Genomic DNA, 20,652 nt, shown 5'->3' on the forward strand with positions numbered 1-20,652 from the left:
CACTCCGACGCGGAGACCACTTGCGCTGCAATAACGTCGATTCCGTCATAGCGAGAAGCTTTACGGAGGGCAAAAAATGCATGCGCACACCACGACGGAACCAGCCGCAGTGCCGGCGATCACTGCCCGCGGTGTCACCAAGGTGTACGGCACCGGTGAGACCACGGTTCACGCGCTCGGCGGAGTCGACGTGGACTTCGGTCGCGAGCGGTTCACCGCGATCATGGGCCCGTCCGGCTCCGGAAAGTCGACGCTCATGCACTGCCTGGCCGGACTCGACACGGTCTCGGGTGGGCAGGTTTTCCTGGGCGACACCGAAGTCACGAAACTCGGCGACACGGAGCTCACCGAACTGCGACGCGAGCGGATCGGATTCGTCTTCCAAGCGTTCAACCTGCTACCGGTGCTCACTGCTCGGGAGAACATGCTGCTGCCGATGAAGCTGGCAGGTAGTGAACCCTCGCCCGAGTGGATGGACGAGGTGATCGGCAAGCTGGGCCTGTCGCAGCGCCTCGACCACCTGCCGCACGAATTGTCCGGCGGTCAGCAGCAACGCGTAGCCGTCGCCCGCGCACTACTGCCGCAGCCCGACGTGATCTTTGCCGACGAGCCTACCGGCAACCTGGATTCCCGTTCCGGGACAGAGGTTCTGGGACTCTTGCGCACCAGTGTCCGGGAGACCGGTCAGACGGTCGTGATGGTGACACACGATCCGGTGGCGGCGTCGTACGCGGATCGAGTCGTGTTGATCGCGGACGGGCGTATAGCCGGAGAGATCGACCATCCCACCGTCGACTCGGTGATCGGTGCCATGCGAGCTCTCGGTGCCGACGACCTGGCCGATGTTCCTGCAGTTTCGGGTGCACTGCGATGAGAGGTCTGGCTTTTGCGCAGGCGCGGGCACATGCTGGGCGCTATGTGGCGTCGATACTCGCGGTGGTGATCGCCGTCGGATACATCGTCGCGACTTTGACCTTGAGCTCGACGGTCGACGCGAGTGTGAGCAAATCACTTGCGACGCAATACGAAACCACAGATGTCGTCGCGTCCGGTCCAGGCGTGACAGAAGCACTGCTGAGCGCGGTGCCGGGCGTCTCGGCGGTGGCCGACGACGTGTCGACCTATGTTCGTGTCGACTCCGAGGCAAAGGGCGCGTCCTACGGGGATGCGCTCTCGATTGCCGACAATCCCGAATTGCGTTGGGAGAAGGTGTCGGAGGGATCGATTCCGGCTGGTCTGGGGCAGGTGTTGGTGAGCGCGGACTCCGGGATACCGATCGGTGCCCGAATCACAGTCACGGCACGGGATTCGACGGTCGGTGCCGCCGCACCCACCGCGGAGGTAGTCGGACTGGTCGACCTCTCCGGTTCGGCGCAACGACTGGGCGGGATCAAGATATTCACCACCGCCGAGCAGGTGAGCGCGTGGGCCGGTGACAGTGCCGAACGTGAGTTCCGTGTCGCCGGTGACGGTTCACGCTCTCAGCAAGAACTCGTGGATTCGATCTCGAGCGCGTTGCCCGCGGACTCCACCGTGCTGACCGGCGAAGAAGCCACAGACAACGCCGCAGCCGAATACATGGGCGGCACCAAGATCCTCAGCACGGTGTTGCTCGCCTTCGGCGCCATCGCCATTGTTGTTGCCGCGCTGGTGATCGCCAATACATTTGCCGTGCTGCTCGCGGCGCGCACTCAGGAACTTGCGTTGCTGCGATGCGTCGGCGCCACGGCCAAACAGGTTCGCCGGAGCATTCGCAGTGAAGCCGCGGCGGTCGGCGTGATCGCCTCGGTGATCGGCGTCGGACTCGGTGTCGGACTTGCCTGGGCAATCGGTCGCGTAGCAACGGCCGCAGATGTGCCGGTTCCTCTTTCGTCACTGAGCGTCACCCCGGTGACCGTGCTCGTCGGTCTTGCCGTCGGCATCGTGATGACGATGCTCGCTGCATCTGCGCCCGGGAGGGCGGCAACGAGGCTCTCCCCGCTGGCAGCACTGCAGCCGATGGAGTCCAAGCCCGAGAGCGTTCAGGTATCGGTGGTGCGCCGGGTTCTCGGCGTCGTGATCCTGCTCGCGGGCATCGCGATGACCGTCCTGGGAGTGACGAATCAGCAGGTGCCGGCGGCAACCGCCGGTGGACTGTTCTCGTTCCTGGGGATCGCGGCACTGTCCGGTCGAATCGTGCCTGCACTGATCAATGCGGCCGGCGGAGTGTTGGCGAGACTGATCGGTCCGGTGGGAAGCCTGGCAGCAGGCAACGCCGGTCGGAACCCACGCCGCACCTCGGCGACGGCCACCGCATTGTTGATCGGTGTTGCCTTGACGAGCACGCTCGTCGTGGGAATCGCGACGGTCAAGGAAGCCGCACCCGCGGCGATGGACAGTCAATTCCCCGTCGACGTCATGGTGAGCAGTTCAGGTTCGGCACCGCTTCCCGCAGGGTTGGGCACAGACATCGCCGCGGTCAACGGTGTCGGCGCGGTGAGCGGTCTGGACAAGGCCGAACTGACGATCGACGGGCGCGGTTCGTTGGCCGGATTCGGCGTCGACGCTGCGCGGGTGAAAGATGTTCTGCGTACCGAGATCTCGGTACCCGCGGCCGGTCAGTTGGTGCTCTCGCCCGCTGACCTGACCGAATACAAGCTTTCGGCGGGCGATACGGCGACGGTGCGTGGGGATCGCGGCGTCGTGAACGTCAGCGTGGTCGAGGGCGTGAAAGGTCAACCAGCACTACTGGATCGAGGCGATCTCGGTGCAGCGGCCACCGCGCCGACCACCGATTCGTACTGGGTAAGGCTGGGGACGGATACTGACGAACAGGCTTTGGCCGCCACCGACCGCATCACGGAACTGGCACGCCAGGAAGCGCCGGGCAGCGATGTTCAGGGCATGACCGAGATGCGTTCAGCTCTCGATTCGATCCTCGACACCATGCTCATGGTGGTTGCCGGATTGCTGTCGGTAGCGGTGTTGATTGCTTTGATCGGCGTCGGAAACACCATGGCACTGTCCGTTCTCGAACGGCGCCGCGAATCCGGACTGCTTCGCGCACTCGGACTGACCAAGAAGGGAATTCGAGCCATGTTGATCTGGGAAGCGCTGCTCGTGGCAGGAGTCGCATCGGTGATCGGAGTGCTGTTCGGGATGGTGTTCGGTGTAGCCGGTACCGCATCGGTATTCGGGATCGAGGACGTCGCCCTCAGCGCAGTGCCGTGGGTGCAGTTGGTAGCCATCGTGTTGATCGGCGGAATCTGCGGTGTGATCGCGTCACTGCTTCCCGCTAGGCGGGCGGGGCTGGTGTCACCGGTGACAGCTCTCGCGAGCTAGCGTTCAGAACTGTTTCGTGACCTTCTCGGTGCCCACTCGGCGCGCGGTAGCTTCCGCGTCCGGGTGGGCCACCTGCACGAGTGAGGCGCCCGCGGCGAGAACTGCCAGAAGCCCGTCGATCAATTCGTCTGCCGTGTCCCACGTGCGACTGGAGAGGACACGATCCGTCGACACCAATTCGACGTTCTTCGCCGATGCCCGTGCCGCGTCGATCGTGTCCGCTACGGACCGGCCTTCGAGCGCCGAACCGGCTCCGGCGCTACGGAACTGGTCGCCGTGCACACGGATGGAGGTTGCGTAGTCGGCGACGCCGAGCGGAAGATCGCTCAAACCTTTGCCGAACGCGTCGAGTGAGAGTGCGGATACCTCCGGTACGTCCGCAACATCGTCCAGTCGGTCGGCAGTGACAAAAGCCAGTTCGGCGTCGGCGTCGGGGGAGAGGACCACCTCACCGCCTGCCCACCACACACCCAGCAAGACGGCGACGCTCTGCCAGTGCGCGGGAAGCAGCACGGCAACTTTGCCGCCGGGCTCGAGAGCGAACTCGTCGCGGACCATATTCGCTGTCTTTGCCGCCCAGTTGGCCAGAGTGCTCGCAGACAATTCGATGCGCTCGCCGGTGGCGTCGTCGTAGTAGGTCACGCGAGGGCCGGCCGGGTCGGCAGCCAGGATCGGTCCGAGGAGGGCGTCGGTCAGGTTGTCTACAGGCGAAGGCACCTAATCAGCTTACGCAGCGGTTCAGTTGACACAGCGCGGGCCGTTGGAGGCCGCGTCGATCGGCGGACCGGGAGGGGCGGGAGTGGGGCTGGTCTCGGTGGTGCTCGACGATTCAGTCGTGCTTGTCGCTCCTTCGGACGGGGATACCGCGTCCGCGGACTGCGGGCCGCTGTAGTCCTCGGCAATGACAACCCGAACCTTGCCCGAGGACAATGACGAATCCTCCTTGACCGTCAGACCGCCGAGTGCCTCGGCCACCGCGAGTGCTGCGTCGTCGTCCGCGGACTTTGCGAACACCGTCGATTCGGTGACGTCGGAGCCGGTGTTGTTGCCGACCTGACCCTGCTTGTACCCGAGGGCACTCAACGCTTCGGAAACACCGCTGGCCAACCCTGCGACGTCACTGGCGTTTGCGACGTCGACCGTGATCGAGGACGCATTCACCGTGGTCGGTGCTTCGGAGGTCTCCTCCGAGTCCTCGCTGTCGGCGCCGACCAATCCGGCGATGTACTTCTTGACGGCCTTGGGATCGACCTTGACGATGGACTCGCCGTAATCGGTCATGCCGTTGATGTCGAGAACGGGAATGGTCTCGAATTGCACCTTGCCGCCGGCCAGATTCTGCAACTGCTTGGCGAATTCGATGATGTCCCAGTCGTCGTCGATCACGACGGAACGCTGGACAGCCGAGGTCAGCTGGCTGAGCTTGCCGGGGTCACTGAGGGTTTTTGCGCTGAGTACCTTGCTGACGAGAGAAGCCATGAACACCTGCTGGCGAACGATCCGGTCCAGGTCGCCGCGAGGAAGATCGTGTCGTTGTCGCACGAAGCTCAGCGCGTCGGCACCGTCGAGTGTCTGTTTCCCGGCCGCGAAATTGGCTCCGGACATCGGTTCGTCTACCGGCGCGTTGAGGCACACGTCGACTCCGCCCACTGCGTTGGTCAGCAGGACGAATCCGAGTAGTCCGACTTCGGCGTAGTGATCGACGGTGATGCCGGTCAGATTCGCCACCGCTCCGATGAGCGCGGTCCGGCCGGCTTCCGTCGACTTCTTGTCTGCGTCGCTGTCGGACGACCCGTTGTTGACCAACTTCAGCCGTTCGGTTTCCTTGGTGGCACCGAACGCGGCGTTGATCTTCGACATACCGATACCCGGGACGTTGACGTACGCGTCGCGGGGAATCGAGATCGCGGTCGCGGAACTCCCGTCGTTGGGGACGCGGATCAAGATGATGGTGTCGGTATTGGACGCAACTTCCTCACCTGCGCGCAACGAGTCGAGCTCGCTTTGTGAGAGCGGGTTGCCGTGCGCGTCCGTTCGACTGTCCGTTCCCACCATCAGAATGTCGATGGCGCCGTCCTTGCCGCCACCGAGGCCGAGTCCGCTGGCAGTGGCAAGGCTGTTTCTCAACGAGTCCACACCCCGCCACGCGAACCCGGTGACCAGCAGTACGAGCACGGACAGCACCGCGACCGCTATGCGAGCCGGGCTCGTCTTGGTCCGAATCGGCGCAGGTCGTGGACGCGCGCGGCGCTGCGGTTGCTGGTGGGACACCCCTTCAGGTTACTGGTCCGATGCTCGGCCGCGGGTACCTCGACGCGGCGTGCCAGACTCAACCGTGTGACGAATATCCTGCTCACCGGCGCCCGAGGGCAGCTCGGAACACGTATCGATGCTCTCGCAACGTCGGCGGGTCACACTGTGACGGCCGTCGGTTCCCGCGAGCTCGACATCACCGACAGCCGCGCGGTCGACGACTTCGTCTCGCCTGATTCGGTGCTGATCAACTGCGCTGCGTACACGGCCGTCGATGCTGCCGAGACCGACCAGGAGGCGGCGAGGGCGGTCAACGAGATCGGACCGCGGAATCTCGCGCAAGCCTGTGCGCGGGCGGGTTCGCGGTTGATCCACGTTTCGACGGACTACGTCTTTCCGGGCGATGCAAGCTCGCCATACGACGTCGATGCACCGACCGGTCCCGCGACGGTCTACGGCCGAACCAAACTGGACGGCGAGATCGCTGTTCGAGAGTCGGGGGCTGACGCGGCCGTTGTCCGCACCGCGTGGGTGTATTCCGGTGTCGGCACGGATTTTGTCGCCACGATGAGAAGGCTCGAAGCCGAACGCGAATTCGTGAACGTCGTGGACGACCAGATCGGGTCACCCACGTACAGCGTCGATCTGGCCGGCGGCATCGTCGAACTCGCGCTGCTGGACTTCACGGGTGCGTCGACATTCCACGTGACGAACGGCGGGCAAGCAAGTTGGTACGAGTTGGCGCGAGCTGTTTTCGAGGAGATCGGAGCAGACCCTGCTCGGGTGCGCCCGTGCAGTAGTGCGGAGTTCGTACGCCCTGCCCCGCGCCCGGCATATTCGGTCTTGTCCGAGCGCGCGTGGGTTACCGCGGGAATGACGCCGCTGCGTCCGTGGCGAGAGGCTCTGCACGCCGCTCTGGCGTGAGCATTGTTCGGGACAGTGGCCGCGGACGGCTAGGCTGACCGGCGTGAGTCCCAAGCTGGCCGTGGTAACGGTGACCTACTCGCCAGGCGAGCATCTCGAGAATTTCTTGAGCACGCTCGCTGTGGCGACGACAGAAAAACCCCAGGTCATCATGGCCGACAATGGGTCGACCGATGGTGCCCCCGAGGCCGCCGATGCCAAGTACGAGCATGTCCGTCTGCTTCGAACCGGCGGAAACATCGGGTACGGGGGAGCGATAAATCGGGCTGTAGCGGAGATCGATTCGTCGATCGAATTCGTCGTGATTTCCAACCCGGACGTCCAATGGGCACCCGGTTCACTCGACGAATTGGTGGCTGCGGCAAATCGGTGGCCAAGGGCCGGTGCACTGGGGCCGAAGGTCCTCGAACCGGACGGCAGTGTCTATCCGTCGGCGCGAACGGTGCCCGACATCACCTCGGGCGTCGGGCACGCGTTGCTCGGTACCGTATGGCCGAAGAACCCGTGGACTGCTCGTTACCGTCAGGAGAACGAGGCCGTCACCGAGCGTGCAGTGGGGTGGCTTTCCGGGTCGTGCCTGCTGGTGCGACGCGACGCCTTCGACACCATCTCCGGTTTCGACTCTCGTTACTTCATGTACATGGAGGACGTGGACTTCGGTGACCGCCTCGGAAACGCCGGGTGGCTCAACGTATTCGTCCCCTCGGCCGTCGTCACCCATGCCAAAGGCCATGCGGCAGGACGTCATCCGGAACTGATGTTGCCTGCCCATCATCGCAGTGCGTACCAGTTCCAGGCTGATCGCCATCCGCACTGGTGGCAGGCTCCGCTACGACTTGCCTTGCGCGGTGGCCTCGCGGTGCGATCCAAGATCGCCGTAGCTTCTGCAGTTCGCGAGCGCGCTCGCACCGACAACTCGACCGACAACCCATCAGTTTCGAACCACGGGGGAAAATGATGTCCGATCCGAATCCGACCGACGCCGTAATCCTGGTAGGCGGCAAGGGCACTCGGCTGCGTCCGTTGACGCTGTCGGCGCCCAAGCCGATGCTTCCGACAGCCGGCCTTCCGTTCCTGACGCACCTGCTCGCCCGCATCGAGGCAGCCGGAATCAAGCACGTCGTGCTCGGAACGTCCTTCAAGGCAGAGGTATTCGAGGACTACTTCGGCGACGGCTCCAAGATGGGCCTCGAGATCGACTACGTCTTCGAGACCGAACCGCTGGGCACCGGTGGCGGAATCCGCAACGTGCTGCCGAAGTTGCGCGGTGACAACGTCATGGTGTTCAACGGCGACGTGCTCGGTGGCACCGATCTGAACGGCATTCTCGAGACCCACGAGAAGACGGACGCCGACGTGACCCTGCATCTGGTTCGTGTGGGAGACCCGCGAGCATTCGGTTGCGTTCCGACCGACGAGGACGGACGAGTCTCGGCATTCCTGGAGAAGACTCAGGATCCGCCGACGGATCAGATCAACGCCGGTTGCTACGTCTTCAAGCGCGAGATCATCGAACAGATCCCCGAAGGACGACCGGTATCGGTCGAGCGCGAGGTGTTCCCGAATCTCCTGGCCGAGGGCAAGCGGGTGTTCGGCCACGTCGACTCGTCGTACTGGCGTGACATGGGAACCCCCGAGGACTTCGTTCGCGGTTCCGCCGACCTGGTGCGAGGTATCGCACCTTCGCCGGCTCTCGAAGGTCCGCGCGGCGAGTCGCTGGTTCACCCCGGAGCCGGAATCGCGCCGGGCGCTGTTCTGATCGGCGGCACGGTTGTCGGTCGAGGCGCAGAAGTTGGTGCAGGCGCTCGCCTCGACGGTGCAATTCTCTTCGACGGCGCCGTTGTGGAAGCCGGGGCGGTGGTCGAACGATCGATCCTCGGATTCGGCGTCCGTATCGGACCCCGAGCGCTGGTCCGCGACGCTGTCATCGGAGACGGCGCGGACATCGGTGCGCGGTGTGAATTGTTGCGCGGCGCACGCGTGTGGCCGGGGGTGACGCTGCCGGACGGTGGCGTGCGCTTCAGCACAGATGTGTGATCGTTAGCTGACCTACTGGAATACTGGCGGGTATGACTTCTCTTCCGAGCCGTTACGTTGCCCTCGGTGACTCGTTCACCGAGGGCGTCGGCGACGCCGACGAACGATTCCCCAATGGTCTGCGCGGGTGGGCAGACCGAGTGGCCGAGCAGCTGGCGGTGAACAATCCCGACTTCCGCTACGCCAACCTGGCGATTCGTGGTCGCCTACTCGGACCGATCATCGACGAGCAGTTGGAACCCGCTCTGGCGTTGAAGCCCGATCTGGTGACCATCTACGCCGGCGGAAACGACATGATGCGTCCGAAGCTCGACATCGATGCGATGGTCGCCCGCTACGATTCGGCAATCGGTCAGCTCACTGCATCCGGCGCTCGGGTTCTGATGTTCACCGCGTACGACACCGGATGGTCCGCCTTCTTCGGCAAGCTCCGCGGACGTCTGGCGATCTACAACGAGCTTGTTCGCGAGGTGGCCGACCGCCACGACGCGACCCTCGTCGACTTCTGGCGATTCTCCGAATATCAGGACCTTCGGATGTGGGACTGGGATCGCCTCCACATGTCGCCCTCCGGGCACGAGAACATGGCGACGCGTGTGCTCGACGTGCTTGGTGTCGAACACGGATTGACCCCGCCCGATCTCGGGCCTGCGCCGGTTCTCACGAAAGCCGAAACTCGTCGCGAGGATCGTCAATGGGCGCGAGAGTTCTTGGTGCCGTGGGTAGCTCGGCGCGTGAAGGGAACATCTTCGGGCGACGGCGTGAGCGCCAAACAGCCCCAGCTTTCTCCGATTCAGTCCTGATTCTTGCGCTGACGGGCGAGCGCGACCAGGTGGTCGATGGTCTCGCGTTCCGCTGTAGGTGGGAGCGCGTCCACCGGCCACCATCTGAGGTCGGTGGACTCTGCGCTGCGGACGATATGTGAATTGTCCGGCGCCACAACAAGAAACCGTAGATCGAGATGGCGAGTCGGTACTCCGAGTGAGCACGTGATCGGATGCGTGTGGGCCGAGAGTAGGTCCGCGTCTATCCGAACGTCGTGAATTCCGGACTCCTCGCGAGCTTCCCGCAATGCCGCATCTACCACCGTCTCGTCGTCGGGCTCGCAGTGGCCGCCGAGCTGAATCCACCTGCCCACCTTGGGATGCAGGGTCAGCAAGACGTGGCAGCCACTCTCGTCGAGAACGAGAGACGACGCGGTGATGTGTCCCGGTGCGTGGCGACGAAGGCAGCCGTCCGGAGCCGAATCGAGGAACGCGAGCATCGTGTGCCGCAACGATTCGTCCGCTTCGGAGGACGTCTCCCAGCCCTCCAGGACGCCCTTGGCGGAGGCGTGCAGCGATTCGGCTGACATGGACCTACAGCTCCACCAACGCGTCCCCGGGGGCGGAGACAGAGCGAGGAGTCAGTGGTTCGAGGGGGTGCCCGATTGCGATGGCACCGAGTGGCTGCCAATCCGCCGGGAGATCGAGTTGTTCGCGTACGAGATCAGCGGCGAAGATCGTCGATCCGATCCAGCAGCTTCCCACGCCGCGGGTGGCCAACGAGACCAGCAGTCCCTGCACTGCCGCGCCGGCGGCGACCGTGAACATCGTCGACTCCGCCGCGGTTCGTCTGGCATCCGGATAACTGTGTGCGCCATCGGGCACGCAGAAGGGAATGACGACCTCGGGGGCGTCGAACAGGATGTTTCCGCGGGCAACCCGGGCCTCGACGGATTCGTCACTGCGACCGTCGGCGCGAAGATCGGCGGCCCACTTCTCGCGCATCTGCTCGAGAAGAGCCGTGCGGACCGACTCCGTGCGTAGCCACACGAATCGAACCGGTCTCGTGTGGTGCGGTGCGGGAGCGGTGAGTGCCTCGGCGATCGAGCTGCGAATGATCTCCGCGTCGACGGGATCACTTGCGAACTGTCGGACCGATCGACGCAACAGCAGCGCCTGGCCACGGCCCATCGCCGTAGCTTCCTCGGTGCCCAGCCAGAACAGATCGTCCGGGCCGCGGCGAATCAGATCCTGGCCACTCGAACCGTCGTCCTCGAACCGAAGCCCACGAACGACGGCGACGGGAACGCCGCCCAGCTTTCCCTTGACCAAGTCGCCCGCAGCGGCGATTTCGTCCGCGATCGCGATCTCGGTGACGATCAGATCGTTGCCCTGACTGTCCTGTGCTCCGAGGTAGCCGTGCAGGACCGGAATGCCGGAGGAACCGATTGCGGCGTCGGTCTGCCCGTTGCGCCACGCACGACCCATCGTGTCGGTGACGACGACGGCGACGGACTTGCCCGTGCTCTCGAGAATTCGGGCGCGCAGACCCGCAGCGCTCGCATCCGGATCCACGGGGAGCAGCGCCAATTCGGCACCGTCGACGTTGGAGCCGTCGATGCCCGATGCGGCCTGCACGATTCCGAGTTTGTTCTCGGTGATCAGAGTGCGGCCCTTGCGTGCCACGACGCGGACGGCTTCCTGATCCACCAGGAGGCGTCGTGCCGCGTCGCGCTCTTCCGGATCGGTCGGTGAGGAAACGATGCGACCCTCGACTTTGGAGAACACCTTGCTCGTGACGACAACCACGTCGCCGCTCTCGAGCCACGGCGTCGCGTCGACGACAGCGGTGGCCAAGTCGTCTCCGGGCCGGAACTCGGGAAGCCCGAGCACGGGAATGACTTCGATTGCGGCGCCGGGGGAGTGATCACCGGGAGAGTGATTTCTGTCGCGGCTTGCTTCGGTTCCGGGCTCGGTCACAGTTCGACTCCGGCGATCTCGAAAGCCGTGCGAACCATTTTCGCGGTCTCTTCGGGGGACGTCATCAAAAGTGGGATGCTTCGCACGTCCACCCCGTCGATGTCGGCCGTGTCACCTTCGTCGACGAGCCAGCCGTCGAGAATGCCGTTGATCGAACGAGCTCCGTAGTGGCGACCGATCGCCTCCGAAGTCGTCTCGACCCCGATCACCTCGAGGCACTCGTCAGCCATGCCGCGCAACGGTTTTCCGCCGATGACGGGGGAGAGGCCGACAACCTTGGCCGCGGTTGTTCGCAGGGCACCGCGAATGCCGGGCACCGCGAGGATTGCGCCGACGCTCACGACGGGATTGGACGGTGCGATCAGCACGATGTCGGCACCGTCGATCGCCTCGACCACCCCTGGCGCGGGCTTGGCCTGCTCGGCGCCGACGTGAGCGAAGCTGTGCGTTTCCACCTGTGCCCGATGGCGTACCCACCACTCCTGGAAATGAATCGCCTTCTGCTCACCGTCTTCCGGATCGGTGATCACGACGTGTGTTTCGCTGCGGTCGTCGCTCACGGGAAGCAGTGCGACACCGGGGTTCCAGCGATTGCACAACGCTTCGGTGATCGCGGACAACGGATATCCCGTGCGGAGCATCTGGCTGCGAATCAAATGCGTTGCGATATCGCGATCTCCGAGGCCGAACCAGTCCGGCTTCGCGCCGTACGCGGCGAGTTCTTCTTTCGCATTCCAGGTTTCGCCGGCGTGCCCCCACCCGCGTTCGGTGTCGATGCCGCCGCCGAGTGTGTACATACAAGTGTCCAGATCGGGGCAGATGCGCAGACCGTGCATCCACACGTCGTCCCCGACGTTGACGACGGCCGTGATGCGATGTGGGCCTTCGTATTTCTCGAGGGATTCACCACCGGCGATTCCGAGCGCGTTTTGAACACCTTGAAGGAAACGGGCCCCGCCGACGCCGCCAACCAATACAGTCACGTTCACGACAACAGAGCCTAGGCGGTCGGCGCGTCGTCGTGTCTGGCGGGCAGAAGGTCCCGTCAATTGAGGGCCGGAATACTAATGGATTCATCTCGTTTAGCTTGACCGCGACACGCTGGACGTGTGTAATCTCAAATGTGTCATTCCAACCGCTACTTGTGAGTTCACTTGCAGCGGGGCCGGTTTCGAACACAGTTTCGAACGGTCGACGGGGTGGGGTTGAAGATGGAGTGAAAATTCTGCGCTATTACAGGTGAGGAGGCGGAACGATGCCCAATGAAAATGTCGAGATCAGTTCTCTCGCAATGACAGTAAGCGACGAACCGCAGACCGATTCCCGAGCAGGCGCAGCAGAAGGTGCCTGCAGCAGTGAGTTCGACGGTATGAGTACTCGGCCAGTGCTGAGTCTCGTCACCGGCTTCGAAGAATTGTTCGACACCATCGAGGATCAGTGGCAGGAGCGTGCTCTCTGCGCGCAGACCGATCCCGAAGCGTTCTTTCCTGAAAAGGGAGGATCGACGAGGGAAGCAAAACGGATCTGCCTCGGTTGTGAAGTTCGTGACGAGTGCCTCGAGTACGCGCTCGCGAACGACGAACGGTTCGGAATCTGGGGAGGGTTGTCCGAGCGCGAGCGTCGGCGACTCAAGCGGGGGATCATCTGATCTGCTGCTGAATCGGTTCTGTCAGCGTCGGGGCTGACGGGCGGTCTTCGAAAGTCTGACCTGCAACGGGGAATTGCAGGTCAAGCAACGACTGTTTTGTTCTTCGTGTGGATTTACTTCTTCGTGTGACATCAGTTTTTTCGTCTGACAGTGCGTCAGTCCTCGTCGGGCAGTATCAGTCCTCGTCGGGCAGCGTGGGGTCGATGACCTGTGGGTCGACGCCCAGATACGTGCCGACTTGATGGACCAACACGTCGTGCACCAGATCCGTGAGTTCTTCCGGATCCTTCGCTCGCTGCTCCAATGGGCGGCGAAACAGCACAATTCTTGCGCGAGTCGTATTTCCGTGACGGTCGATTCCGGCCGGAATCAGTCGTGACAGTGGAACCGGGCCGTCTGCGATGACCTCCGGCGGCCATGTGACGGACTCCGGATCGTGCGCGTGAATCTTCGGAACTTCGTCCACTGCGATGTCGAGTTTCGTCAGCCGGTCGTGCCATGCGAGGTCGACGGGAGAGAAGGCGTCGAGCACCAGGAGATCGAACTTCTCCGCGCGGGTACGCCTGGCGGGCACCTCCGGGGGAAGTAGCGGTCCGCGCAGGCCACGGCCGTGTCGCTCGATGGAACGAGTAGTGACCGAGCGTCGGCGGCGGGCTTGTGGCATGGCGCCAGATTACGACAGGAGAAACTGCTCGGTGTGTCCGAGTAGGTTCCGGACGTGGGGAGGGCTAGGCTCCGTACCTGTGAGATCTCTGCGTCGCTGCTGCCGCCCCGGGTGCAAGAACCCCGCCGTCGCGACGCTTACGTATGTCTACTCGGACTCCACTGCGGTTGTCGGGCCGCTGGCAACCGTCGCCGAGCCCCATTCATGGGATTTGTGTGACACTCACGGCTCTCGAATCACCGCCCCCAAGGGGTGGGAACTCGTCCGCCACGAAGGCGGATTCGCGTCGAGTACTCCCGACGAAGACGATCTGACCGCTTTGGCCGAAGCTGTACGTGAGGCCGGTCTCGGAGATCGCAGCAAGTCCAACGTCGATGCAGATGAGGACATACGTCCCGCAGCTCCGAGTACTGCCCGTACAGGGCGTCGTGGACACCTACGCGTTCTGCCCGACCCGTCCAACTGACGCGAGATTCGTCGCCGTAGACGCTAGGCTCGACCGAGTACTTCCACACCCGAGTACTGCGAATCTCCGGACGCCATGCGCCCGGACGTTCCCGTCTGTGAGGGTGCATGCACAAGGAGAGTTTTCAGTGGGGCGAACAGCCGAGTCGGTTGCTGCAATCATCAAGGCGTACGACGTACGCGGTGTGGTCGGTGAGCAGATCGACGAAGATTTTGTCCGCGACGTCGGTGCGTCGTTCGCCCGCCTGGTCCGCGACGAGGCCGGCGCCGCCACGACGGTTGTGATCGGCTACGACATGCGCGCATCGTCGCCCACACTGTCTTCGGCTTTCGGTGACGGCGTGCTTGCTCAAGGGCTCGACGTCGTTTACATCGGATTGGCGTCGACCGACGAGCTCTACTTTGCATCCGGTTTGCTGAACTGCCCGGGCGCGATGTTCACGGCGAGCCACAATCCCGCCAAGTACAACGGCATCAAGATGTGTCGGGCCGGCGCCAAGCCGGTCGGTCAGGACACCGGCCTCGCAGTCATCTCTGCCGAGGTCGTCTCGGGTGTTCCCGCGTACGACGGATCGGCAGGCACCGCCAGCACCAAGGACGTCCTCGAGGAATACGCGAGCTACCTCCGCGGATTGGTCGACCTGGCTGCGTTGCGCCCGCTGAAGGTCGCAGTCGATGCAGGCAACGGTATGGGCGGCCATACCGCGCCGGCCGTATTCGGGCCGATGCCCCTCGACGTCCTGCCGCTCTACTTCGAGCTCGACGGCACGTTCCCCAACCACGAAGCCAATCCGCTCGATCCGGCCAACCTCGTCGACCTGCAGGCCTACGTGCGCGAAACCGGAGCGGACATCGGCTTGGCGTTCGACGGTGACGCGGACCGTTGCTTCGTCGTAGACGAGAAGGGCGACCCGGTCTCGCCGTCCGCGGTGACGGCACTTGTCGCCAAGCGCGAACTCGCGAAGGAACCGGGCGCGTCGATCATCCACAACCTGATCACGTCACGGGCAGTGCCCGAACTGGTCGAAGAACTCGGCGGCGTCGCTATTCGTACCCGAGTCGGCCACTCGTTCATCAAGCAGGAGATGGCCGAGACCGGTGCGGTGTTCGGCGGCGAGCACTCCGCTCACTACTACTTCCGCGACTTCTGGGGCGCCGACTCCGGCATGCTCGCGGCGCTGCACGTACTCGCCGCACTGGGCGAGCAGGATCGTCCGCTCTCCGAGTTGATGGCGGAGTACACCCGCTACGCGGCCTCGGGCGAGATCAACTCCACCGTGGCTGACGCGGCAGATCGTACGGCCGCTGTACTGGCGGCATTTGCCGACCGCACCGAGTCGGTGGATCGCCTCGACGGTGTCACGGTCAGCCTCGAGGGAAATGCCTGGTTCAACTTGCGCGCGTCCAACACCGAACCACTGCTGCGACTCAACGTCGAAGCACCCACGTCCGCCGATGTCGACGCATTGGTGAACGAAATTCTGGCGATCGTCCGGGCTTGAATCCGAGTCTGATCGGTTTGTCGGTGAGCCGAAGCCCTGGGATAGTTGGGGGACTATCTCAGGAACGACGGCCTCGGGAACGAGGGCTTTGCCACCACGGACCGCGTGGAGCTGGAATGCTGGATGGTGCGGGAACTGCTAACGGAGAAGGGGGTGCGGTGAGATGACAGCGCCGATGCCGCTTCTCGACCTCGACGACAGCGAGGGTTTGTCAGCTGCCGATTCGGAAGGGCTACTGCGGTCTGTAGCCATGGGCGGCGCACAGATTCGGGCCACCGCGTCGGCCGTCGGTGAGGGTGTGATCTCCCGATTGGCCGGTCTGCGTCCGCGCAGCGTCGTACTCATCGCCGGCGCGGGTGGCGCCCGGCACGGAGCCAGGATCGCGCTTGCTCTCGTCGGAGATTCGGTCGGTTGCCCGCTCCTCGTTCTCGACCGGACGCCGTCGTGGGCCGGGCCATTGGACGTGATCGTCGTCGCCGGTGACGATGCCGGTGATCCACGCCTCGTCGAATCCGTTGACAGTGCCGTACGCCGCGGCGCCGAGGTTGTTGTCGCCGTTCCCGACGAGGGGCCCATGCGAGCCGTGGCGGCCGGGCGCACCATGCCCTTGCCACCGCGGCTCTACGCCTCGCCCCGGCACACTATGACGCGGTTCCTCGCCGTCTTCCTCGCGGTTGCCGCCGAAATCGAGGGCAAGGGATCGATCGAGGACCGTTCGGCGGTGCTCGGTCGAATCGCCGACGCAGTTGATGCGGAGGCGCTGCGGGACGGACCTGCCAACGAGGTATTCCACAACCCGGCCAAGTCGTTGGCCACCAGGATGAGCGGCCGGCGAGTCGTTCTGTGTGGAAGTGGTTCCGTGACAACAGCACTCGCAGAGTTCTCGAGCGTTGCGTTGATGAGCTCCGGCCTGAACGCCGCTGCCGCCGAGATCTCCGAGGTGATTCGTTCGGCGCGGGCACTGTTCGCGCCGGACGCAGCTTCACGTGATTCGGTGTTCCACGACCCCTTCTTTCACGATCCGCAACTCGACGGCGCGCTGCCGACCCCGCCGGCGCGGGCGTTCGTCTTCGCGACCGAATCCACGCGCGGGGAGGCGAGGCGCCGGATGGACGCACTGGCTGACGCCGACCTGGTGGTTGCGGCAGACGAAGACCAGACCAACGTGGTCATATCGGAGATGGAGCAGGTATTCGTGTTGGCGTCTCGAATAGACATGGCCGCGGCGTACGTGCAGTTGACGGGCGGTGCGAAGTAAGTGCGTGAACTCGAAGGTGCACTTCGTTCTTACGCGTGGGGCTCGCGAACGGCAATTGCCGAACTACGCGGTCTTTCGACTCCGTCGAATCATCCCGAAGCGGAATTGTGGTTGGGCGCGCACCCGGGTGACCCGGCGCGCGTGATCACCGAATCCGGAAGCGAGTCGTTGCTCGAGGTCCTGCACCGCGAACCCGAACGCGAACTCGGCCGTGAGAACCTCGAGGCATTCGGTGAGCGACTCCCATTCCTGCTCAAGCTGCTTGCGGCGGAAGAACCGCTGTCGCTTCAAGCGCACCCCAGCGCCGTTCAAGCCGACGAGGGTTTTCGTCGTGAGAACGCACTCGGCGTTCCCATGGAATCGCCGATTCGCAACTACAAGGACGGCAGCCACAAGCCCGAACTCGTTGTCGCGCTCAGCAGATTCGAAGCGCTTGCCGGATTCCGCGAGCCGACGCGGACTGTCAAACTGCTGCGCGCTCTGGCCGTCGACGAGTTGGAGCCGTACATCGGTCTGCTCGAAGGCCAACCCGATTCCGACGGACTGCGGGCGTTGTTCACGACATGGATCACGCTGCCGTCCACGGTGCTCGGGACCTTGCTCCCTGCCGTACTTGCCGGGTGCATCACCTACGTCGCGCACCACGACGCCGAATTCGTGACCGAGATCCGCACCGCGCTGGAATTGAGCGAGGCGTACCCCGGCGACGCCGGTGTTCTGGCGGCACTGCTGCTCAACCGCGTCACCCTCGAGCCCGGCCAAGGACTGTTTCTCGCTGCCGGCAATCTCCACGCGTATCTCCATGGACTCGCGGTCGAGATCATGGCCAACTCCGACAACGTTCTGCGTGGTGGGCTGACACCGAAGCACGTCGACGTGCCCGAATTGCTGAGGGTTCTGGACTTCGTCGGGGCCGATATCGAAGTGCTCGATCCGGCCCCGTCATCTGGATCAGGTCAGTCAGGATCAGGTAGATACGAGTACGTCACGCCGGCGCCCGAATTTCGTTTGACGCGTCTGGAGTTCGACGCGAATTCCACGGACATCGTCGTCGACGCTTCAGGCCCGCGGATTCTGATCTGCACCGACGGCGCGGTCACTGCGACGTGCGGCACTGACACTCTCGACCTCGATCGAGGCCGAGCGGCGTGGATCGCTGCCGACGAGCCCGCGATACACCTGAGCACACGGACCCCGACTGCGCAGGTTTTCAGTGCCGTAGTCGGAAACTAGGAGACATTGTGTCGGCTCATGGTGGCAAGAAGGCAATTCTGGCGGCCCTCGGAGCCAATGCCGGAATTGCCGTAGCCAAGTTCGCCGGATTCTTGATCACCGGATCGTCGTCGATGCTCGCCGAATCGGTGCACTCGGTGGCCGACACGTCCAATCAGGGTTTGCTGCTCCTGGGGCAGAAGAAGGCAGAACGTGACGCGGATCAACTGCACCCGTTCGGCTACGGGCGCAACCGATACTTCTATTCGTTCGTCGTTGCACTGGTGCTCTTCACCCTCGGTTCGCTGTTCGCGATCTACGAAGGCATTCACAAGATTCAGCATCCGGAAGAACTCAATTCGGCTTTCGTGGCAATCGCGATTCTTGTCATAGCGATTTGTCTGGAGGGCTACAGCTTCCGGACCGCAGCGAAGGAATCACGACCGCTCAAGGGAAATGCGTCGTGGTGGAACTTCATCCGAACCTCTCGTAGCCCAGAACTCCCGGTTGTGCTGCTCGAGGACACCGGCGCATTGATCGGTCTCGTCCTTGCACTCGGCGGCGTCGGCCTCACGATGGTGACCGGAAATCCGGTCTTCGACGGCATCGGAACTCTGTGCATCGGTGTCCTGCTCGGCATCATCGCGATCATTCTGATCATCGAAATGCAGTCGCTGCTGATCGGTGAGGGCGCAACGGCGGTGGAGACCGAACTGATCCTCAACGCCCTGGTCGACGGAACTCGTATCGAACGCGTGATTCATTGCAAGACGCAGTACCTCGGTCCCGAGGAGATCCTTGTTGCTGCCAAGGTTGCGGTGCCGATCGGATCGACGATCTCGGACGTGGCGACGGCGATCGACGAGGCCGAGTCTCGCGTGCGCGCTGCAGTGCCTGCGGCGCGGGTGATCTACCTCGAGCCGGACCTGGATCGTCTCAGCGCAGGAGATCGCCCTGAAACAGATCTACAGGCCCCCGACAAACCCTGAACAAAGCTGCGCCTGCGGGCTTAGGCTGATGCCATCTCTCTACTTGCCCATGGTGGGACCTGTTGGTCCCCAGCAAGGAGGCGGCAATGGCTGTCAAGGACGAGCAGGCCGGATCTGGACGGTCGAAGCTGTTTCGAACCAAATCGATCGAGCAGTCCATCAAGGACACCGACGAGCCGGAAACCAAACTCCGGAAAGAACTGAACTCGTGGGATCTCACGGTGTTCGGTGTCGCAGTCGTCATCGGTGCGGGCATCTTCACACTCACGGCTCGGACGGCGGGAAATGTCGCTGGGCCGTCGGTCTCGCTCGCGTTCGTCATTGCCGCCATCGCCTGCGGACTGGCAGCGCTGTGTTACGCCGAATTCGCGTCGACGGTCCCGGTTGCCGGTAGCGCGTACACGTTCTCGTACGCGACATTCGGCGAATTCGTCGCCTGGATCATCGGCTGGGATCTCATCCTCGAATTCGCCTTGGCGTCTTCGGTGGTCGCCAAGGGCTGGTCGCTGTACCTCGGCGAAGTGATGGGCTCACGCAGCCCGATCGTCGAATTGGGGCCGATCTCGTTCGACTGGGGTGCGGTGCTGGTGATCGCTGTCATCACGATCCTGCTCGCGACCGGCACAAAACTCTCGTCGAGGGTGTCGCTGGTGATCACGGCGATCAAGGTCGCGGTGGTGTTGCTGGTGATCGTCGTCGGCCTCTTCTACATCGACACCGACAACTACTCGCCGTACATTCCGCCGTCGGAGCCGGGCTCGACGGGAGAGGGCATCCACCAGTCGTTGTTCTCGTACGTGACCGGGGCCGGTGGCAGCACGTTCGGGTGGTACGGATTGCTCGCGGCAGCCAGTCTGGTGTTCTTCGCGTTCATCGGCTTCGACGTCGTCGCCACGACGGCGGAGGAGGCGAAGGAGCCGCAGAAGGCGCTGCCACGCGGCATCCTGGGTTCTCTCCTGATCGTCACCGTTCTGTACGTGGCGGTGACACTGGTGCTGACGGGGATGGTGAAATACACCGAACTCGAGGGCGATACCTCCAACCTGGCAACGGCATTCGCCTTCCACGACATCACGTGGGCGAAAAACGTCATCTCGTTCGGTGCGTTGGCCGGTCTCACGACAGTGGTGATGGTGCTGATGCTCGGGCAGACCAGGGTGCTCTTCGCGATGGCACGCGACGGTCTGATGCCACGACGCCTGGCGCCGACCGGCAAGCACGGAACCCCTGTGCGGATCACGATCTTGGTCGGCGTCGTGGTCGCGGTGCTCGCCGGCGTTTTTCCGATCGGCACCCTCGAGGAAATGGTCAACATCGGCACACTGTTCGCTTTTGTTCTCGTCTCGATCGGGGTTCTCGTGCTCCGTCGGACGCGTCCCGACCTACCTCGCGGATTCAGGGTGCCGCTGGTCCCGCTGGTCCCGATTCTGGCCGTCCTCGCGTGTCTGTGGCTGATGTTCAACCTGTCGGTGGAGACCTGGATGAGGTTCGTGGTCTGGATGGCCCTCGGCGTTGTCATCTATTTTGCCTACAGCAGGCAGCATTCGATGATCGGGAAGCGTGAACGCGGCGAAATCGAGTAAATGTACAAAGTTTATGATTTGTCTATCACTTGTACAAAATCAGTAGTACTGT

19 protein-coding genes are annotated in these 20,652 nt (G+C 63.5%); 13 read left to right on the forward strand and 6 right to left on the reverse strand.

All coding sequences use genetic code 11. The features are described 5' to 3' along the window. Positions 1-76 precede the first annotated feature (76 nt). A complete protein-coding gene (locus ASU23_RS26995) occupies positions 77-874 on the forward strand; it encodes an ABC transporter ATP-binding protein (RefSeq protein WP_042450120.1) in 798 nt (265 codons plus the stop codon). After that, positions 871-3,321: an ABC transporter permease gene (locus ASU23_RS27000; protein WP_058039083.1), complete on the forward strand. Its 2,451-nt coding sequence runs from the start codon at positions 871-873 to the stop codon at positions 3,319-3,321. The genes ASU23_RS26995 and ASU23_RS27000 overlap by 4 nt, the downstream gene beginning before the upstream one ends. Positions 3,322-3,324: 3 nt before the next feature. On the opposite strand, the gene ASU23_RS27005 is transcribed toward ASU23_RS27000, so the two are convergent. Beyond that, a complete protein-coding gene (locus ASU23_RS27005) occupies positions 3,325-4,038 on the reverse strand; it encodes a TIGR03089 family protein (protein ID WP_058039084.1) in 714 nt (237 codons plus the stop codon). A 21-nt stretch (positions 4,039-4,059) separates the two neighbouring features. After that, positions 4,060-5,544, reverse strand: coding sequence for an LCP family protein (locus ASU23_RS27010; RefSeq protein ID WP_042922195.1), 1,485 nt, complete (start codon positions 5,542-5,544; stop codon positions 4,060-4,062). Positions 5,545-5,658: 114 nt separating this feature from the next. Here ASU23_RS27010 and rfbD point away from each other — a divergent pair, with 114 nt between their 5' ends. Genes rfbD through ASU23_RS27030 form a run of 4 tightly spaced genes read left to right on the forward strand, consistent with a single transcriptional unit; the run spans position 5,659 to position 9,338 of the window. Further along, complete coding sequence (gene rfbD / locus ASU23_RS27015) at positions 5,659-6,498, forward strand: dTDP-4-dehydrorhamnose reductase (protein WP_054802243.1); 840 nt, start codon at positions 5,659-5,661, stop codon at positions 6,496-6,498. A 43-nt stretch (positions 6,499-6,541) separates the two neighbouring features. Next, on the forward strand, positions 6,542-7,456 hold the full coding sequence (locus ASU23_RS27020; RefSeq protein WP_058039085.1) for a glycosyltransferase family 2 protein: 915 nt from the start codon (positions 6,542-6,544) through the stop codon (positions 7,454-7,456). Further along, positions 7,453-8,535, forward strand: coding sequence for a sugar phosphate nucleotidyltransferase (locus tag ASU23_RS27025; protein WP_037125580.1), 1,083 nt, complete (start codon positions 7,453-7,455; stop codon positions 8,533-8,535). Before ASU23_RS27020 ends, ASU23_RS27025 begins: the two co-directional genes overlap by 4 nt. 32 nt (positions 8,536-8,567) lie before the next feature. Then, positions 8,568-9,338 carry an SGNH/GDSL hydrolase family protein gene (locus ASU23_RS27030; RefSeq protein ID WP_003940765.1) on the forward strand — a complete coding sequence of 257 codons (771 nt, stop codon included), beginning with the start codon at positions 8,568-8,570 and terminating at the stop codon, positions 9,336-9,338. Here ASU23_RS27030 and ASU23_RS27035 read toward each other — a convergent pair. Genes ASU23_RS27035 through cofD form a run of 3 tightly spaced genes read right to left on the reverse strand, consistent with a single transcriptional unit; the run spans position 9,329 to position 12,268 of the window. Beyond that, complete coding sequence (locus ASU23_RS27035) at positions 9,329-9,889, reverse strand: NUDIX hydrolase (RefSeq protein WP_003940680.1); 561 nt, start codon at positions 9,887-9,889, stop codon at positions 9,329-9,331. The two genes, ASU23_RS27030 and ASU23_RS27035, sit on opposite strands and share 10 nt — an antisense overlap. 4 nt (positions 9,890-9,893) lie before the next feature. Next, a complete protein-coding gene (locus ASU23_RS27040; protein ID WP_054187629.1) occupies positions 9,894-11,279 on the reverse strand; it encodes a coenzyme F420-0:L-glutamate ligase in 1,386 nt (461 codons plus the stop codon). Then, complete coding sequence (cofD, locus tag ASU23_RS27045; RefSeq protein ID WP_003940958.1) at positions 11,276-12,268, reverse strand: 2-phospho-L-lactate transferase; 993 nt, start codon at positions 12,266-12,268, stop codon at positions 11,276-11,278. The genes ASU23_RS27040 and cofD overlap by 4 nt, the downstream gene beginning before the upstream one ends. 380 nt (positions 12,269-12,648) lie before the next feature. Between cofD and ASU23_RS27050 the strand changes: the two genes are divergently transcribed. Next, positions 12,649-12,927 carry a WhiB family transcriptional regulator gene (locus ASU23_RS27050; RefSeq protein WP_020907098.1) on the forward strand — a complete coding sequence of 93 codons (279 nt, stop codon included), beginning with the start codon at positions 12,649-12,651 and terminating at the stop codon, positions 12,925-12,927. A gap of 175 nt (positions 12,928-13,102) precedes the next feature. Here ASU23_RS27050 and ASU23_RS27055 read toward each other — a convergent pair whose 3' ends face one another. After that, positions 13,103-13,591 carry a metallopeptidase family protein gene (locus tag ASU23_RS27055; protein WP_003940797.1) on the reverse strand — a complete coding sequence of 163 codons (489 nt, stop codon included), beginning with the start codon at positions 13,589-13,591 and terminating at the stop codon, positions 13,103-13,105. A 79-nt stretch (positions 13,592-13,670) separates the two neighbouring features. Here ASU23_RS27055 and ASU23_RS27060 point away from each other — a divergent pair, with 79 nt between their 5' ends. The 6 genes from ASU23_RS27060 to ASU23_RS27085 all read left to right on the forward strand — a co-directional run bounded on the left by ASU23_RS27060 (position 13,671) and on the right by ASU23_RS27085 (position 20,600). Then, positions 13,671-14,057: a DUF3499 domain-containing protein gene (locus tag ASU23_RS27060; protein WP_007731177.1), complete on the forward strand. Its 387-nt coding sequence runs from the start codon at positions 13,671-13,673 to the stop codon at positions 14,055-14,057. A gap of 127 nt (positions 14,058-14,184) precedes the next feature. Next, on the forward strand, positions 14,185-15,558 hold the full coding sequence (locus ASU23_RS27065) for a phosphomannomutase/phosphoglucomutase (protein ID WP_058039086.1): 1,374 nt from the start codon (positions 14,185-14,187) through the stop codon (positions 15,556-15,558). A 163-nt stretch (positions 15,559-15,721) separates the two neighbouring features. Next, complete coding sequence (locus tag ASU23_RS27070) at positions 15,722-16,816, forward strand: hypothetical protein (protein ID WP_058039087.1); 1,095 nt, start codon at positions 15,722-15,724, stop codon at positions 16,814-16,816. Beyond that, the gene (manA, locus tag ASU23_RS27075; RefSeq protein ID WP_042922158.1) at positions 16,817-18,049 is read left to right on the forward strand and encodes a mannose-6-phosphate isomerase, class I; all 1,233 of its coding nucleotides are present in this window, start codon (positions 16,817-16,819) and stop codon (positions 18,047-18,049) included. Between the two features lie 8 nt (positions 18,050-18,057). Then, entirely contained in the window at positions 18,058-19,017 is a 960-nt protein-coding gene (locus ASU23_RS27080; protein ID WP_042450115.1) for a cation diffusion facilitator family transporter, read from the forward strand. Positions 19,018-19,103: 86 nt separating this feature from the next. Further along, positions 19,104-20,600: an amino acid permease gene (locus tag ASU23_RS27085; protein ID WP_007731185.1), complete on the forward strand. Its 1,497-nt coding sequence runs from the start codon at positions 19,104-19,106 to the stop codon at positions 20,598-20,600. The last annotated feature ends 52 nt before the right edge of the window (positions 20,601-20,652 follow it).

Origin of the sequence: Rhodococcus sp. KB6, from assembly GCF_001445685.1 — a bacterium.
GTDB lineage: Bacteria > Actinomycetota > Actinomycetes > Mycobacteriales > Mycobacteriaceae > Rhodococcus_F > Rhodococcus_F qingshengii.